Origin of the sequence: Aneurinibacillus danicus, assembly GCF_007991215.1 — a bacterium.
Taxonomy (GTDB): domain Bacteria; phylum Bacillota; class Bacilli; order Aneurinibacillales; family Aneurinibacillaceae; genus Aneurinibacillus; species Aneurinibacillus danicus.
In genome coordinates, this window is sequence record NZ_BJXX01000049.1 from 14,377 (window position 1) to 30,892 (window position 16,516).

At 47.9% G+C, this 16,516-nt stretch carries 13 protein-coding genes; all 13 read left to right on the forward strand.

Going from position 1 to position 16,516, the window contains the following annotated elements:
- The 13 genes from ADA01nite_RS05455 to ADA01nite_RS05515 all read left to right on the forward strand — a co-directional run bounded on the left by ADA01nite_RS05455 (position 1) and on the right by ADA01nite_RS05515 (position 16,328).
- Positions 1 to 1,431 (forward strand): flagellar assembly protein A, encoded by a 1,431-nt coding sequence (locus ADA01nite_RS05455; RefSeq protein WP_146808946.1) that lies wholly within the window; start codon positions 1 to 3, stop codon positions 1,429 to 1,431.
- A gap of 206 nt (positions 1,432 to 1,637) precedes the next feature.
- On the forward strand, positions 1,638 to 1,961 hold the full coding sequence (locus ADA01nite_RS05460) for a hypothetical protein (protein WP_146808947.1): 324 nt from the start codon (positions 1,638 to 1,640) through the stop codon (positions 1,959 to 1,961).
- A 37-nt stretch (positions 1,962 to 1,998) separates the two neighbouring features.
- Entirely contained in the window at positions 1,999 to 2,502 is a 504-nt protein-coding gene (locus ADA01nite_RS05465; RefSeq protein WP_146808948.1) for a DUF6115 domain-containing protein, read from the forward strand.
- Positions 2,503 to 2,701: 199 nt separating this feature from the next.
- On the forward strand, positions 2,702 to 3,412 hold the full coding sequence (rpsB, locus tag ADA01nite_RS05470) for a 30S ribosomal protein S2 (protein ID WP_146808949.1): 711 nt from the start codon (positions 2,702 to 2,704) through the stop codon (positions 3,410 to 3,412).
- 121 nt (positions 3,413 to 3,533) lie between these two features.
- A complete protein-coding gene (gene tsf / locus ADA01nite_RS05475; RefSeq protein ID WP_146808950.1) occupies positions 3,534 to 4,427 on the forward strand; it encodes a translation elongation factor Ts in 894 nt (297 codons plus the stop codon).
- Positions 4,428 to 4,540: 113 nt separating this feature from the next.
- The gene (gene pyrH, locus ADA01nite_RS05480; protein ID WP_146808951.1) at positions 4,541 to 5,263 is read left to right on the forward strand and encodes a UMP kinase; all 723 of its coding nucleotides are present in this window, start codon (positions 4,541 to 4,543) and stop codon (positions 5,261 to 5,263) included.
- A gap of 5 nt (positions 5,264 to 5,268) precedes the next feature.
- The gene (gene frr, locus ADA01nite_RS05485) at positions 5,269 to 5,826 is read left to right on the forward strand and encodes a ribosome recycling factor (protein ID WP_146808952.1); all 558 of its coding nucleotides are present in this window, start codon (positions 5,269 to 5,271) and stop codon (positions 5,824 to 5,826) included.
- A gap of 63 nt (positions 5,827 to 5,889) precedes the next feature.
- A complete protein-coding gene (gene uppS / locus ADA01nite_RS05490) occupies positions 5,890 to 6,666 on the forward strand; it encodes an undecaprenyl pyrophosphate synthase (RefSeq protein WP_146808990.1) in 777 nt (258 codons plus the stop codon).
- A gap of 22 nt (positions 6,667 to 6,688) precedes the next feature.
- Positions 6,689 to 7,474, forward strand: coding sequence for a phosphatidate cytidylyltransferase (locus ADA01nite_RS05495; protein WP_246147232.1), 786 nt, complete (start codon positions 6,689 to 6,691; stop codon positions 7,472 to 7,474).
- A 44-nt stretch (positions 7,475 to 7,518) separates the two neighbouring features.
- Positions 7,519 to 8,658 (forward strand): 1-deoxy-D-xylulose-5-phosphate reductoisomerase, encoded by a 1,140-nt coding sequence (locus ADA01nite_RS05500; protein WP_146808954.1) that lies wholly within the window; start codon positions 7,519 to 7,521, stop codon positions 8,656 to 8,658.
- 45 nt (positions 8,659 to 8,703) lie between these two features.
- Entirely contained in the window at positions 8,704 to 9,963 is a 1,260-nt protein-coding gene (rseP, locus tag ADA01nite_RS05505; protein WP_146808955.1) for an RIP metalloprotease RseP, read from the forward strand.
- 165 nt (positions 9,964 to 10,128) lie between these two features.
- Positions 10,129 to 11,838 (forward strand): proline--tRNA ligase, encoded by a 1,710-nt coding sequence (locus ADA01nite_RS05510; protein WP_146808956.1) that lies wholly within the window; start codon positions 10,129 to 10,131, stop codon positions 11,836 to 11,838.
- Positions 11,839 to 12,020: 182 nt separating this feature from the next.
- Positions 12,021 to 16,328, forward strand: coding sequence for a PolC-type DNA polymerase III (locus ADA01nite_RS05515; protein WP_146808957.1), 4,308 nt, complete (start codon positions 12,021 to 12,023; stop codon positions 16,326 to 16,328).
- Positions 16,329 to 16,516: the final 188 nt, after the last annotated feature.

Genomic DNA, 16,516 nt, shown 5'->3' on the forward strand with positions numbered 1-16,516 from the left:
ATGGAGGGGTCTGAAAATAAAGTAGAGCAGGGGGCTTCCACAAAGACGCTGGCTGACATGGTAAAGGTCCAAATCGCTAAAGATAAAATGCAGGCGACAATGGAGTTGCGTCTTGAAGGAGACGTGCGTGTGACATATGAGGATTTGCTGGCCATTATAAATCAGAACCGCGTTATATTTGGTATTGATGAGAACTTGCTACGTGAGGTGGCAATAAGTCCTTATATGTATTCAAATGAAGTGCTCGTCATTGCGCAGGGAGTGCCACCGACCGCTGGCAAGGACGGATATATCGAATTTGTAGTACGCCCCTCGGAAAAGAAAGGCCCTAAGGAGCGAGAGGACGGTAGTGTTGACTATTATAGCCTGCTGCAATTGGTGAATGTTACAAAGGGCCAGTTGCTTGCCAGAAAAGTTCCTCCTACGAAGGGACAGCCGGGTACCGGTGTAAGCGGAGAGGTTATACAGGCCAAAGACGGCAAAGAGGCGCGATTTCAAATCGGAAAAAACGTATTGCTGGATCAAGAAAAAAATAATGCTTATGCGGCGGTAGACGGTCAAGTCTCGATTACAGCAAACGGAAAAATTAATGTGCTTTCCGTGTATGAAGTAAAAGGCGACGTTGATTTTGGTGTAGGAAACATTGATTTTATCGGAAATGTCGTCGTCAACGGAAATGTCCATCCTGGCTTTACGATTAAAGCGGGTGGCGATATTCGTATTGCGGGGAGTGTTGAAAGCGCCACGCTGGAAGCGAAAGGAACGATTGAAATTAGAGGCGGTATCATTGGACATCATAAAGGCACTATCCATGCCGATGTGGATGTAAAAGCAGGCTTTATTCAAAATGCAACAGTGAAAGCTGAAAATGATATTATTGTTTCGCAGACGATTATGCACAGCAATGTAAGCGCAGGCCGTGACGTTATTTGTAAAGCTACTAAGGGACTTATCGTTGGCGGAACGGTACAGGCAGGAGAAAAAGTGGTTGCGAAAATAATTGGCAATATGACAAACACTCCTACCAATATTGAGGTTGGCGCAAACCCGCGTTTGCGCGAAGAATTGCAGGCGCTTAAGAAAGAAATCAAAGAATATACGGAATCCATAAAAAAATCCGATCAAGGACTGCGCTTTCTTGATCAGTTAGCGCTCCAGGGCAAACTCACTCCGGATAAGCGTGCACTGCAGATTAAATTTACGAATGCTAAGCTGCTGGCTGAAAAAAAATATTCACATGCAAAAGAAAAGATAGAAGAAATTGAAGAGAAGGTAGGCGGCATGGAAAAAGCCCGTGTCGAAGTTCTAAGCGTTATGTACAGCGGGACTAAGCTTGTATTCGGTAACGCGGTGCGCTTTATAAAAGAAAATCATAATCGAACCGCGTTCATTCTTGGGGAAGACGGTCATATAACTACGACACCGCTTTAATAAACTACCCATGGTGTTTCAACTGCAACTCCGACATGAAAATCACGGGAAGGACGGCTGACTTTTGCGGTACGAATGAAAAGAGAGGAAGGAATGAGGAGAGGATTTTAATGTAGAAAAAGGCGAAGGCCTTTTTCTTCCTTGGATCTTATTTTCTCTTTCTCTCCTTCTTTCCTCATGATTTTCAAAGAAAAGAGGTGGTCCGGATGACACTGCGCGCACTTGAATTGCAAATCGCCATTCCGCGTATGCAGGATGTAGGAAAAATACAAGAGCATCTGCAGGAAAGGCCGCAGCAGGAACAGGCAGGCCTGGCGCTTGAGCAAGAGCAAAAAGACGAAGTGAACCGAACGCGCATAGCCAAAACAGAAGAAGCGACCAAAAACCATATTAACCAGGGAGACAAAGGGAGTTCGGGCGAACAGGGAATGAGTTCTAGAAAACAGAAAAAGAAAAACTACGCCTTTAGCGAATCGGAAAAACCAAATCTTCATCCGTACAAAGGGCATAGCCTGGACATTACATTTTAATACCTTTTCATAACCCACGGATAGTTGGTGAAAATACATGATAGAAATCTGGCTTTCCGCTCTTACTGTTATTGTCCTTCTGCTATTGCTTCGTTTTTTGAAAGGCAATGGTGAGCGAACGACACAGGGAGCGGCGGCTGAAGAAAAACTTCATACGCTGATAACTGAATTTGAGCAGGAGAACAAAGAACTGGTGCGTTCCATTGCACAGGTTAAACGCATGACGGATATGGAATTGGCCGGCGTGAAGGAAGAGTTAGCTTCTCTTAGACAAAAAGTATCTGAACTGGAAAAACAAAACGAAGAATTAGCACAAAAGGTAACGGCTGCACAGCATGTTGCAGGTGACTTGCTGCACGAAAAAGCCGCTTCGTCCCTTCTCTTTCCGCATTTTCTAAAAGACGACTATAAAGATATCCCCCGGCTGTACTTCGGGGGGATGTCTCCGCACGATATTGCCCGTAAGCTGGGGATAGGTGACGGAGAGGTAGAAATGGTGATCCAAATGTTGAAAAAGCAGGGTTTTTTAGCTGCAAACTAATCTCTCCTGGTAGACGATGAAATTTTCATACCAGCTTGTTGCATTTTTTTAACACCTATGGTATATTTACAAACGGTGTGAAAATACACACGTTCTTCAATCCGGGTGAAGGTGCTTGCACGGTAACGTGTGAGTCTCATTCGGAGATGCGAAGAGCGGAGGCATTACAAAAAACCATTTTAGAGGAGGTGTCGTGGAGATGGCAGTAATTTCTATGAAACAATTACTGGAAGCCGGTGTGCACTTTGGTCACCAGACTCGTCGCTGGAACCCGAAGATGTCCCGCTATATCTTCACCGAACGTAACGGAATTTATATTATTGATCTGCAAAAAACCGTAAAGAAAGTAGAAGAAGCGTACAACTTCGTTCGTGAAATTGCAGCGAATGGCGGTAAAATTCTGTTTGTTGGAACGAAAAAACAGGCGCAGGAGTCTGTAGCTGAAGAAGCGCAGCGCTGCGGCATGTATTACATTAACCAACGCTGGTTGGGTGGTACGCTGACGAACTTCAGCACAATCCAAAAACGTGTGGCTCGCCTGCACCAATTGGAGGAAATGGAGAACGACGGCACTTTCGAACTTCTTCCGAAGAAAGAAGTTATCTTGCTTCGCAAAGAAAAAGAACGCCTGGAGAAGTTCCTTGGCGGTATTAAGGGCATGAAAGAACTTCCGGATGCAATTTTCGTAATCGATCCCCGCAAAGAGCGTATCGCGGTTGCGGAGGCCCGTAAACTTGGCATCCCGCTCGTAGGTATTGTTGACACGAACTGCGATCCGGATGAAATCGATTATGTTATCCCGGGCAACGATGATGCCATCCGCGCCGTAAAATTGTTAACAGCAAAAATGGCGGATGCGGTTCTCGAAGCAAACCAGGGATCTGGTGAAGAGGTTGCAGCTACTGTATAAGTTCCGCGAGCAATGTAAGGGTGGCGAAGGGTGTAACCTTTTTCCGCCCTTTTGTTACAATAAAGCAAAGTTACGTAAACCCTATATTTTAAACTTAACAAATGTGTAGGAGGATTTTCTCATGGCAATTAGTGCAAGCATGGTAAAAGAACTGCGCGAGAGAACAGGCGCAGGCATGATGGATTGTAAAAAAGCGTTGCAAGAAACGGACGGAGACATGGAAAAAGCAATTGACCTTCTCCGTGAGAAGGGAATTGCAAAAGCTGCAAAGAAATCAGACCGGATTGCTGCTGAAGGCCTTACTGCTGTTGCTGTGGAAGGAAACCTGGGCTGCATCGTGGAAGTAAACTCCGAGACCGATTTCGTAGCCAAAAACGAGAATTTCCAAACATTCGTAAAAGAAATTACGGAACACCTGCTGAGCCAGCGTCCGTCAAGCGTAGAAGAAGCGCTGGGGCAAGCGTTTAAAGGGCAGGGTGCAACGCTGCAAGAAGTGCTGAATGAGAAAATCGCAACCATTGGCGAAAATATGAACCTTCGTCGTTTTGAAATTCTGGAAAAACCGGAAGGAAACCTGTTCGGCCATTATCTTCACATGGGCGGTCGCATTGGCGTGCTGATCGAAATGACTAACACTGCGAACGAAGAACTGGCAAAAGACCTTGCCATGCAAATTGCTGCTGCAAAACCAACGTATGTCAAGCGCGAAGATGTGGATGCAAGCGAGCTTGAAAGGGAGCGCGAAGTTCTGAAAGCACAAGCGTTGAACGAAGGTAAACCAGAAAATATTGTTGAAAAGATGGTGCAAGGCCGTCTGAACAAATACTACGAAGAAGTTTGCTTGGTTGAACAAACTTTCGTAAAAGATTCCGATAAGAAAGTAAAAGACCTTCTGAAAGCGAACAACACGGACGTTGTGCGTTTCGTTCGTTATGAAGTAGGCGAAGGCATTGAAAAGAAAGCCGACAACTTCGTAGAAGAAGTAATGGCGCAAACTAAAAAAAATAACGCCTAAAAGCGAATGAAGTAGGGAACACGCGGTGTTCCCTATTTTGTAAACTGCGGAAAAAGCAGGAAATCTTCTTGCGAGCAGCGAAGAATTTTAAAGAGGATTGGAGTTGTTTTTCAATGCCACTTCCCGCGTATAAACGTGTTGTATTAAAATTAAGCGGAGAGGCTCTCGCCGGAAATGTTGGATATGGGATCGATTCCGATGTGATTACGTCGATTTCTCACCAGATTAAAGAAATTGTAGAATTGGGCGTACAGGTCGCCATCGTTGTTGGTGGTGGTAATATTTGGCGCGGCCTGGCCGGAAGCGCAAAAGGAATCGACCGTACGACGGCCGACTACATGGGCATGCTGGCTACCGTGATGAATAGCCTGGCACTGCAAGACGGCCTGGAAAGAGTCGGCGTTCCTACGCGCGTGCAAACCTCAATTGAAATGCGGCAAGTTGCCGAACCTTACATAAGAAGAAAAGCTGTCCGCCATTTAGAGAAAAACCGTGTCGTTATTTTTGCAGCCGGCACAGGCAATCCATATTTCTCCACCGATACGACGGCAGCGCTTCGCGCGGCTGAAATCGAAGCCGAAGTGATACTGATGGCGAAGAACAAAGTGGACGGCATCTACTCTGCCGATCCGGCGCTTGATCCGAACGCTGAGAAATACGAAAACCTCACGTATCTAGAAGTGTTGAATAAAGGGTTAGGTGTAATGGACTCTACCGCTTCTAGCCTGTGTATGGATAACCATCTTCCGCTCCTTGTTTTCTCCATTATGGAAGAGGGAAATATTAAACGAGCCATTATGGGCGAAAAAATTGGTACGATCGTGAAAGGAGAATAATAACGATGCCACAGCAAGTACTAAAAGAAGCCGAAGAGAGAATGGATAAAGCCATCGCTTCTTTAAAGCGGGGTCTGGCTACCCTGCGCGTCGGCAGAGCCACACCTTCTCTCCTGGACAAAATTACAGTCGATTACTACGGATCGCCGGTGCCGGTAAACCAGGCGGCGAACATAAGCACACCGGAGCCGCGGTTGCTTGTGATTCAGCCCTGGGAGAAAACAATGCTGGGTCCGATTGAGAAGGCGATTCTTAAATCCGACCTGGGCTTGACGCCGACCAATGACGGGAATGTTATTCGTATTTCGATCCCGGCGCTTACGGAACAGCGCCGTATGGAACTTGTAAAACTGGCGAAAAAAGAAGGCGAAGAAGCAAAAGTTGCTATTCGTAACATTCGTCGTGACGCTAACGATGCCATTAAGAAAATGGAGAAAAACGGCGATATTACGGAAGATGACATGAAGCATAATCAGGATTTGGTACAGAAAGCGACGGACAAGCATGTAGGGCTTGTAGACCAAATCATCGCCGATAAAGAAAAAGAAATCATGGAAGTGTAACAAATAACCCCCTCGTAGGTGAGGGGGTTTATGATATATTTGATAGTACGGGGGAACGTACGTATGCTTGATAAACTAACCAGGTGGATGCAAAAATCGGAAAATGATCCGCTGCTGAATGAATATGAATTGGATCTTGCTAATGTTCCAAGACACATTGCCATTATCATGGATGGAAACGGAAGATGGGCAAAGAGACGAGCGCTACCGCGCGTGGCCGGACACCGTGCCGGCATGAAAACGGTAAAAGAGATTACGAAGGCGGCAGATGAAATCGGTGTAGAAGTATTGACCCTGTATGCTTTTTCGACAGAGAACTGGAAGCGTCCTGCCGAAGAAGTAGAATATTTAATGCGTTTGCCTCAGGAATACCTGGCGACCGAATTAGAAGAGTTAATCGAGCGTAACGTGCAGGTGCGTATGGTGGGCTATGAAGAAGATTTGCCCGATTATACGCTGAAAGCCGTGGTGGAAGCACGGGATAAGACCCGTGAGAATACCGGGTTAATCCTCAATTTTGCGCTGAATTACGGAAGCAGGGCGGAGATGATTAGCGCAGTTAAACAAATGGCGCAAGAAGTTAAAGACGGAACGCTTACCATTGATCAAATTGATGAAGAGACGTTTAGCTCGCATTTGACTACCCGCGGACTGCCTGATCCCGATTTACTAATTCGCACGAGCGGCGAGCTTCGTCTAAGCAATTTTATGCTCTGGCAGCTGGCCTACAGCGAATTCTGGTTCAGTGAGGTGTACTGGCCGGACTTTTCCCGAAAACATTTCTACGAAGCAGTCAAAGCATATCAACAGCGGAACAGACGATACGGGGCGCTAACGTAATGGAAGGCGCGCCAGGTAAGAGGTGGAACGCTTGAAAACACGGGTAATTACAGGGGTATTGGGGGGAGCCGGTTTTCTTCTTGTCGTCTATCAAGGAGGCATCTGGTTTACTGCCCTTGTTTTTTTTCTTGCTACGCTTGCTTATTATGAATTAATCCGAATGAATCATATCCGGTTAATGGATTGGCACGGGCTGACCGGCCTTGTTTTGCTTTGGCTTTTGCTCTTTCCTGACCTGGTGTGGAGCGGAAATACGCTGCGGGGCGATGTCATATTTTTATTTATTCTGCTGCTTTTGTTCATTACCGTAGCTTCGAAGAACCGGGTAGAATATCAGCATATCGCCTATCTTTTTTTTAGCGCGTTTTATCTTGGCATCGGGTTTCACTTTATGAACGAAACCCGAATGGCGAACGGCCTTGCCGTAATGCTCTCCATTTTGTTTGGTACGTGGGCAACCGATACGGGAGCGTATTTTGTTGGGAAATATCGCGGCAGAACAAAATTATGGCCGTCTATCAGCCCAAATAAGACGATTGAAGGATCGCTGGGCGGTATTATCTTGACAATGGTCACAATGCTTATATTTTCGCTGGTCACCGGGACCTTTACGATTCCGCATGCGCTGCTTATCGGGCTTGTTATCTCGGTAAGCGGACAAATTGGAGACTTGATGGAGTCAGCCATCAAACGTACGTTAAACGTAAAAGATTCGGGGGCGATTTTGCCGGGACACGGGGGCATGCTTGACCGATTTGACAGTTTAATCATTGTTTTTCCCGTTCTGCATTTGCTTCAATTGTTATAAAATGAGAAGAAAAGGCATAGGTTGACCGTCCTTTAGGAGGAAGTATGAAAAAAATAGCCATTCTAGGCTCTACCGGATCAATAGGAACACAGGCGCTTGATATTGTGCGGCAGCATCCCGACCGATTTTCGGTCGTGTCGCTCGCAGCCGGAAGAAACATTCAATTGCTGGCCGAACAGGCTCGGGAGTTTCGGCCTCACCTCATTTCGGTACAGACAAAAGAGTTGGCCGAAAAAATAAAACATGAACTGCCCCCGCATACGAAAGTAATGTGGGGAGAAGAAGGGATATTCGCAACAGCGACCCATCCTGACACTGATTTTGTTATCTCGGCCATGGTGGGAAGTGCCGGGCTTGCACCGACGCTTGCGGCCATTGAAGCGGGAAAAACGATTGGCCTGGCTAATAAGGAAACACTCGTCACAGCGGGCCATATCGTAATGCGAAAAGCGAAAGAACATGACGTTTCCGTCATACCGATAGATAGCGAACACTCGGCTATTTACCAGTGCTTACAGGGGGAAGACAGAGCGGCTGTACGCCGAATCATTCTGACTGCTTCAGGCGGCTCGTTCCGTGATTTAACACGGGAGCAGCTGGCAGACGTGACGGTAGAAGCAGCCCTTTCTCATCCGAATTGGAGTATGGGGGCTAAAATTACAATCGATTCGGCTACAATGATGAATAAAGGATTGGAAATCATTGAAGCTCATTGGTTGTTCGATTTGCCGTATGCCAAAATTGACACAATTCTCCATAAGGAAAGCATCATCCACTCTATGGTGGAGTTTACGGACCGTGCGGTGATGGCTCAACTGGGAACACCGGACATGCGTATTCCGATTCAGTATGCATTGAGTTATCCGGAGAGAGTGGAATTGGAAACTGAACCACTTGACCTGGTGAAGATTGCAAAGCTTCACTTTGCGGCGCCCGATTTTGAGCGTTACCCGTGTCTTGCACTTGCGTATGAGGCGGGGCAAAAGGGGGGCACGATGCCTGCGGTGCTGAATGGGGCCAATGAAGTGGCGGTGGCGCGGTTCCTTCGCGGAGACATTCCATTTCTGGCGATTGAAGATACGATCGCATACACGATGGGGAAGCACCGGGTCGTTGTAGATCCAGGGCTTGAAGACATTTTGGAAGCGGACCGGTGGGCGCGTCAAGTTGCAGAAGAGTATTAACCGGCCTGATGAAAGGGCCAAACAATCAGGAAAGGTGGAACCCCGTTGGTAAAGGTTTTAGCCATTGTTCTTGTGTTTGGATTGTTAGTCTTTATCCATGAATTAGGGCATCTTTTGCTGGCCAAACGTGCCGGAATTTTATGCCGCGAATTTGCTATCGGCATGGGGCCGAAGCTGTTCTCTTTCGTCAAAGGGGAAACGCGTTATACGCTTCGTTTGCTGCCGATTGGAGGATTCGTCCGCATGGCAGGAGAGGACCCGGAAGTCATTGAGATACAGCGCGGGCAGGATGTGGGCCTTATCTTTGATGAAGACGGCAAAGTGACGCGTATGATTTTAACGAACATTCGCAACCACCCGGAAGCGACTGTCGTTACGGTAGAAGAGACGGATTTGGAACATAAGCTGTTTATTCGTGGCATCGAAGACGGCGAGGAAGTTCGTTACCCGGTCCACCCGCAGGCAATGATGCTTCACCATAATCAAGAGACGCAGATTGCGCCGTATGATCGTCAGTTTGGCAGCAAGACGGTCGGACAGCGGGCCGCCGCTATCTTTGCGGGACCGCTCGCCAACTTTTTGCTTGCATTTGTGCTGCTGACAGTAATGGGGCTGGCGTACGGTGTGCCATCTGACAAGCCGGTTATCGGGCAGATTATTCCAAACCAGGCAGCGGCCAAAGCCGGTCTACAGCAGGGAGATAAGGTGTTATCCATTAACGGTAAGCAGATGGACACCTGGAAAGATATTGTACAGGTAGTGAGTACGTCGCCGGGCAAGGAGCTGATGTTTATTATCGAGAGAGGCGGTGAACAATTCTCTCTCCCGGTAGTTCCTGCAAAAGAAGTGCAGAAGCAGGGGGACAAAGAAGTCCAGATCGGCAAAATCGGCGTCTACTCGCCGACATCTAAATCATTCGTCGGAGCTGCTCAGTATGGCGCGGTCACTACGTATGAGTTCTCAAAACTGATATATGAAATGCTGGGTAAACTGTTTACTGGCCAAGTCCCTGTGCAGGAACTGTCGGGACCGGTCGGCATCTTTAACTATACGTATAAAGCTGCGGAAAACGGCCTGGTTGTACTCATTCAGTGGGCGGCGGCGTTGAGCGTGAACCTGGGAATTATGAACCTGCTTCCGCTGCCGGCGCTCGACGGGGGACGTCTGGTCTTTATCGGCCTTGAAGCATTGCGTGGTCGCCCGATTGATCCGCAGAAAGAAGGCATGGTGCATTTCCTTGGCTTTGCGTTCTTGATGGTATTAATTCTGGTCGTAACCTGGAACGACATTCAGCGTTTTTTCTAAAAAATCACATGTAGCACTTTGATATTTTGCGTGGTGCGGGAAAAAGGATAAAGAAGGAGAAGAAAAGGAAGGTGTTGTGTTTTCTTACTTTTCTCTTTCTCTCCTTCTTTTTTCCGTCCATGAAAGTATATAGATATAATAAGCATATACAGGAGGTACAGTGTTGTGAAACAGTCCAAGCTATTTCTGCCTACATTGCGGGAGGTGCCTGCGGAAGCGGAGATTGTAAGTCACCAGCTTATGGTACGGGCTGGCTTAATGCGCCAATTGGTATCCGGCGTTTATACATATTTACCGTTGGGCTACCGTGTTCTGCGCAAAGTACAGCAAATTGTGCGGGAGGAAATGGATCGCGCCGGCGCCCAGGAGATTTCCATGCCGGCCATTCAACCGGCGGAACTATGGCAGGAGACGGGTCGTTGGGATGCATACGGTCCCGAATTAATGCGTCTGAAAGATCGCCACAATCGTGATTTCGTGCTTGGGCCGACACACGAAGAAGTTGTCACCGGTCTCGTGCGTGATAACTTGAACACCTACAAAAAACTACCGATTAATTTATATCAAATTCAAACAAAATACCGTGATGAAGTACGTCCGCGCTTTGGAGTCATTCGTTCACGTGAATTTATCATGAAAGACGCCTATAGCTTTGATACGACCCGTGAAGGTCTGGACAAAAGCTATCAGGACATGTACGACGCTTATACCCGCATTTTTACAAGGGCAGGTCTGACATTCCGTGCGGTCGAAGCGGATGCCGGCGCGATCGGCGGTAAAGGCACGCACGAATTCATGGCGTTGTCTGAGATTGGTGAAGATACGATTGCCTATTGTACATCCTGCGACTATGCGGCGAATCTCGAAAAAGCGGAAGTCGTCTATAAGTCTGCAGAAAAGCGCACCGCATCTCAGGCTGAGATGGAAAAAGTGGCAACACCTGATGTAAAAACAATTGAACAATTGATGAACCATTTTGATATGGAAGCCCGCCAGTTTATCAAAGCGCTTGTATTTAAAGCGGATGAGCGCTTTGTCGTGGCGCTTGTGCGTGGGGACCACGAGCTTAATGACGTAAAACTGAAAAATATCGTGGATGCGAATGTGCTGACCATGGCAACGGAAGAAGAGTTGAACAAGCTCGGAATTCCGCTTGGCTTTGTCGGTCCGTTCAATTTGCCGGAAGACATTGAAGTTTATGCTGATTTCGCCATCCAAGATATGAACGGAGCGGTGGCTGGAGCAAATGAGAAAGACTATCATTATAAAAACGTTGTGCCGGGTCGCGATTTTACCGTCAAAACATATACTGACCTGCGCAATATTATCGAAGGAGACGAATGTCCGCGCTGTGGCGGCCATATCGCATTTGCGCGAGGAATTGAAGTGGGACACGTCTTCAAACTCGGTACGCGCTATAGCGAAAAGATGGGTGCCAAGTTCCTCGACGAGAACGGAAAAGAGCAGCCGATGATTATGGGCTGCTACGGCATCGGTATTTCGCGTACGGTGGCTGCCTGTGTCGAGCAGAACAATGACGAGAACGGAATCATCTGGCCGTGGTCGCTGGCGCCATACCAGATACACGTTGTGCCAGTGAATGTGAAGAACGAAGAACAAAAACAACTGGCTGATTCAATCTATGAGCAGCTTCAAAAAGAAGGGTACGAAGTACTGCTTGATGACCGTCCGGAGCGTGCCGGCGTGAAATTCAAAGATGCAGACCTCATTGGCCTGCCCATTCGCGTTACTGTCGGCGGCAAAGCAGGCGAAGGTCTTGTTGAGTGTAAAGTCCGGAAAACGGGCGAAAGCAAAGACGTACATGTGGACGAGCTTTTGACTTATGTTAAAGAATTGGCCGCTTCTCTGCAATAAAAATAGATGCTAGGCAGGTAATAGAGTAATAGAGTGGGAAATCAGGAGGAAAGAAAGAAGAGAAGAGGATTCAGAGAAGAAAAAGGCGTTCGCCTTTTTTTCATTGAAATCATCCTTTCGTTCTCTTCTTTCTTTTCCTTCTTCTCCGCATTATTTTTTTCGGGAGGAAGGTGCTTGTTTGTATGGAAAACGACGCGGTGAAGCAAGAACGCTTCGGGCTTTTGCTTCAGCAATTGGCCATTCCGCCTGAGTTTGTCGAAAAATATTTTTCCGGCGGTCTTATTGAGAAAGTGGAAGTATACCGCCAGGAGAAACGCTGGCATTTCTTCCTGCAGCTTCCCGAACTGCTTCCGTTGAACATATACCAGGCTTTTTATGCCAAACTGGTACAGGCATTTCAAAACATCGCTGCGGTCGATTGCGACATGCGGTACGTTCGCCCTGTGTCGATGCCGGAATTCATAAAAGAATATTGGCCGTTGATTGTTGAAAGGGTCTCACCGCATATCAATTCGACATCTACGTATTTAAAAAAGGCGACTTATGAAGTTACGGACAATAAAATAAAATTGGGCGTGCTTGATACATTTGCCATTGAGAAAATGAAACAGCGTCAGGTAGACGAGTGGATCGTTCGTGCAATGAAACAGCTATGCGGGGAGTCGCTTCCGGTCACCTATCATGTAGCGCAAAACGAAGAAACCTACCAGCAGTTTGTTGAGCAGCGGGAAGAGGAAGATCGTAGCCGCGCGATGGAAGCGCTGCTGGAGAAGCAGAAAGAAAAGGAAAAAGTCGAAGCTAGCAAAGAAGCGGCAGCAGCGGTGGACGTGCTGCAAATCGGATACGACATCAAAGAACCGTCCATTTCTATTTGCGAGATTCAAGAAGAAATGGGCCGTACCTGCATCGAAGGACTGGTCTTTGGTGCGGAAATACGCGAACTACGCAGCGGCCGTACGCTGTGCACGTTCAACATTACCGATTATACGGATTCGTTGCAGGTGAAGATATTTGCCCGTGATAAAGACGATGTGCCGAAGCTTTCGGCAATTAAAAACGGCATCTGGCTCCGTGTGCGGGGCCCGATTCAGGAAGACACATTCGCACGTGAACTGGTTATGATGGCGAAAGATTTAATTCAAATCAAACCATCGGCATCCCGGATGGACAATGCGGAAGAAAAGCGGGTTGAGTTCCACTGCCATACGAACATGAGCGCGATGGACGGCATCGCATCAGCTGAGCGCTTGATTAAACAGGCGGCCGAATGGGGACACAAAGCGATTGCCATCACTGACCATGCAGTTGCCCAGGCATTTCCCGAGGCATTTTCAGCTGCGAAAAAACACGGGATCAAAGTTTTGTACGGTATGGAAGCGAACGTCGTGCCTGACTCGGCCGTCATCGTTCATCAGCCGCAGGATCGACTGCTGGCTGACGATACGTACGTTATTTTTGACGTGGAGACAACCGGTTTGTCTGTCGTCAATAACACAATTATCGAGCTGGCCGGCGTCAAGATGAAGAACGGTGAAATCATCGGGCGCTATGAATCGTTCATCAACCCACATGAACCGATTCCGCTCAACATTCAACAGTTGACTAATATTACAGACGACATGGTTAAAGACGCGCCGGAGCTTGAACAGGTTATCCGCGAATTTGTCGACTTCGTCGGCGACGCGGTACTTGTAGCGCACAACGCCAAGTTCGATATGGGCTTTCTCCATGCAAGCTGCAAACAGGTCGGACTGCCGCTGATGGAGAACCCGTTCCTCGATACGCTCGAATTGGCCCGTTTTCTCTATCCGGGCATGCGTAACCACCGACTTAATACATTGGCGGGCAAGTTTAACGTTAGCCTGGAAAACCACCACCGGGCCGTTGACGACTCAGAAGCGACCGGCCATGTCTTTTTCTATATGTTAAAAGATGTGCTGGAGCGGGAGATTACCAATCTAAATGAGTTGAACAACCATGTCGGTCTGGATTTGCAGAATTCGCGTCCGTTTCACTGCAATATTTATGCTTTGAATGAGGTCGGCAAGAAAAACTTATACAAAATTATTTCTCTGTCCCATACGGAGTACTTATACAAGACGCCGCGTATTCCGCGGGCGCAGATTCAAAAACACCGGGAAGGCCTGTTGATTAGTTCCGGGTGCGAAAAGGGCGAGCTCTTCGAAACAGTGCTCAATAAAAGTCCAGAAGAAGCGGAAGAGGTGGCCCGTTTCTATGATGTGCTGGAGATTCAGCCGATTGAGATTAATCGCCATCTCATTGAAAAGCAGCTTGTGCCAAACGAAGCCGCACTGATGGAGGCCAACCGCAAGATTGTCGAAATCGGTGAGAAGCTGAATATTCCGGTCATTGCGACAGGCAACGTACATTATGTGCATCCGTACGAGAAGGATTACCGCACAATCCTCATCCATGGCATCACCGGCTTTAGTCCGCTTAAAGACCAATATAAGCCGGATGCCCACTTCCGCACGACGGAGGAGATGCTTGAAGAGTTTAAATACTTGGGCGAGGAAAAAGCGAAAGAAGTCGTCGTAATAAATCCGAATATGCTTGCGGACCGGTTCGAAGAGCTTGAAATTATTCCGAAAGATTTGTATACGCCGAAAATTGAAGGCGCGGACGAAGAAATTCGTTCGATGAGCTACAACAAAGCGAAAGAATTGTATGGAGAACCGCTTCCGGAAATTGTTGAGAAGCGTCTGGAGAAAGAATTAAACAGCATCATTACACACGGTTTTGCGGTTATTTATCTGATTTCACACAAGCTGGTAAAGAAATCAATCGATGACGGTTATCTGGTCGGGAGCCGGGGCTCGGTCGGTTCATCGTTCGTTGCCACGATGACAGAGATTACTGAGGTGAATCCGCTGCCGCCGCATTACCGCTGTCCGAAATGCAAACACAGTGAATGGTTTACGAAAGGGGAATACGGGTCCGGATTCGACCTGCCTCCGAAAGACTGTCCGACCTGCAACATTCCGATGACGGGCGATGGGCATGATATCCCCTTCGAAACATTCCTTGGCTTCAAAGGGGACAAGGTTCCCGACATCGATCTGAACTTCTCCGGGGAGTACCAGCCGCACGCACATAACTATACGAAAGTGCTGTTCGGAGAAGATTATGTTTACCGTGCCGGTACCATCGGTACGGTGGCAGAGAAAACGGCTTATGGTTTCGTTCGCAAGTACGCCGAAGAAAAAGGAAAAGTTTGGCGCAGTGCGGAAATGAGCCGCCTCGCCGCCGGATGTTCAGGCGTTAAGCGAACGACGGGGCAGCATCCGGGTGGCATTATCGTTGTGCCTGATTATATGGAAATTTATGATTTCTGCCCCATTCAGTATCCCGCGGACGATAAGGAAGCGGAATGGCGCACGACTCATTATGATTTCCATTCCATTCATGACAATTTGCTGAAGCTTGATATTCTGGGGCACGACGATCCGACGGTCATTCGGATGCTGCAGGATTTGACCGGGATCGATCCGAAGAAGATCCCGGTTGGCGACCCGGAAGTCATGAAGATTTTTAGCGGTACAGAGGTGCTGGGTGTAACGCCGGAACAGATTGACAGTAATGTTGGAACGCTTGGCGTACCGGAGTTTGGTACAAAATTCGTTCGTCAGATGCTTGAGGATACCCGTCCGTCCACTTTTGCCGAGCTGGTTCAGATTTCCGGGCTTTCACACGGTACGGACGTGTGGCTGAACAATGCGCAGGAACTCGTGCGCAACGGCACATGCGAGTTAAAAGACGTAATTGGTTGCCGCGATGACATCATGGTCTATCTGATGCACAAAGGGCTTGAACCGTCTTTTGCATTTAAGATTATGGAGTCGGTGCGGAAAGGAAAAGGCCTCACGCCCGAAATGGAAGAGGAAATGAAGAAAAACAACGTACCGGATTGGTATATCTGGTCGTGTAAGCAAATTAAGTATATGTTCCCGAAGGCGCACGCTACAGCCTACGTATTGATGGCCGTACGGATTGCGTACTTTAAGGTGTATTATCCGATCCATTTCTATGCTACCTACTTTACGGTGCGGGCGGACGACTTCGATGTGGAGCTTGCGGTACAGGGAGCGAGCGCGATTCGCGCCCGGATTAAAGAAATTGTAGAGAAAGGCAACGACGCGCAGCCGAAAGAAAAAGCGCTGCTTACGGTGCTTGAGATGTGTCTTGAAATGTGCGAACGGGGCTTCCGATTCCAAAATGTCGATCTTTACCGCTCTGATGCTACACAGTTCGTTATCGACGGGAACAGCCTTATTCCTCCGTTCAATGCAATGGCAGGGGTCGGTACGAGCGCCGCGCTCAACATTGTTAAAGCGCGTGAGGCAGGGGAATTCCTGTCCGTCGAAGACCTGCAGCAGCGTGCGCGCTGTTCCCGTTCCGTAATCGAGCTTCTCCAGCAGCAGGGGTGTCTGAGCAGCCTGCCTGAGACGAACCAGCTATCGCTGTTTTAGAGTCAGGAGAGATAAAGGATAGCAAGGAAGATTCTTACATCCGATTTACCGGGTTCATTCCAGTCTTGGCCGTTGTTGCCTCGGTTTCGTGATTATGCTATAATACTTTTTGGTAATACTAAGTATACGTAATGCTATGACGCAAAGAGTGGGGAAACCCACTCTTTCCTTTTAGCCAAATAAGCGTC

What these genes read in the sequence shown, in the direction of transcription:
- ADA01nite_RS05465 (WP_146808948.1), top strand. Translation starts at nt 1,999, where the DNA reads ATGATAGAAATCTGGCTTTCCGCTCTTACTGTTATTGTCCTTCTGCTA.
- pyrH (WP_146808951.1), top strand. Translation starts at nt 4,541, where the DNA reads ATGCCACTTCCCGCGTATAAACGTGTTGTATTAAAATTAAGCGGAGAG.
- ADA01nite_RS05455 (WP_146808946.1), top strand. Translation starts at nt 1, where the DNA reads ATGGAGGGGTCTGAAAATAAAGTAGAGCAGGGGGCTTCCACAAAGACG.
- ADA01nite_RS05460 (WP_146808947.1), top strand. Translation starts at nt 1,638, where the DNA reads ATGACACTGCGCGCACTTGAATTGCAAATCGCCATTCCGCGTATGCAG.
- rpsB (WP_146808949.1), top strand. Translation starts at nt 2,702, where the DNA reads ATGGCAGTAATTTCTATGAAACAATTACTGGAAGCCGGTGTGCACTTT.
- ADA01nite_RS05515 (WP_146808957.1), top strand. Translation starts at nt 12,021, where the DNA reads ATGGAAAACGACGCGGTGAAGCAAGAACGCTTCGGGCTTTTGCTTCAG.
- frr (WP_146808952.1), top strand. Translation starts at nt 5,269, where the DNA reads ATGCCACAGCAAGTACTAAAAGAAGCCGAAGAGAGAATGGATAAAGCC.
- uppS (WP_146808990.1), top strand. Translation starts at nt 5,890, where the DNA reads ATGCTTGATAAACTAACCAGGTGGATGCAAAAATCGGAAAATGATCCG.
- tsf (WP_146808950.1), top strand. Translation starts at nt 3,534, where the DNA reads ATGGCAATTAGTGCAAGCATGGTAAAAGAACTGCGCGAGAGAACAGGC.
- ADA01nite_RS05500 (WP_146808954.1), top strand. Translation starts at nt 7,519, where the DNA reads ATGAAAAAAATAGCCATTCTAGGCTCTACCGGATCAATAGGAACACAG.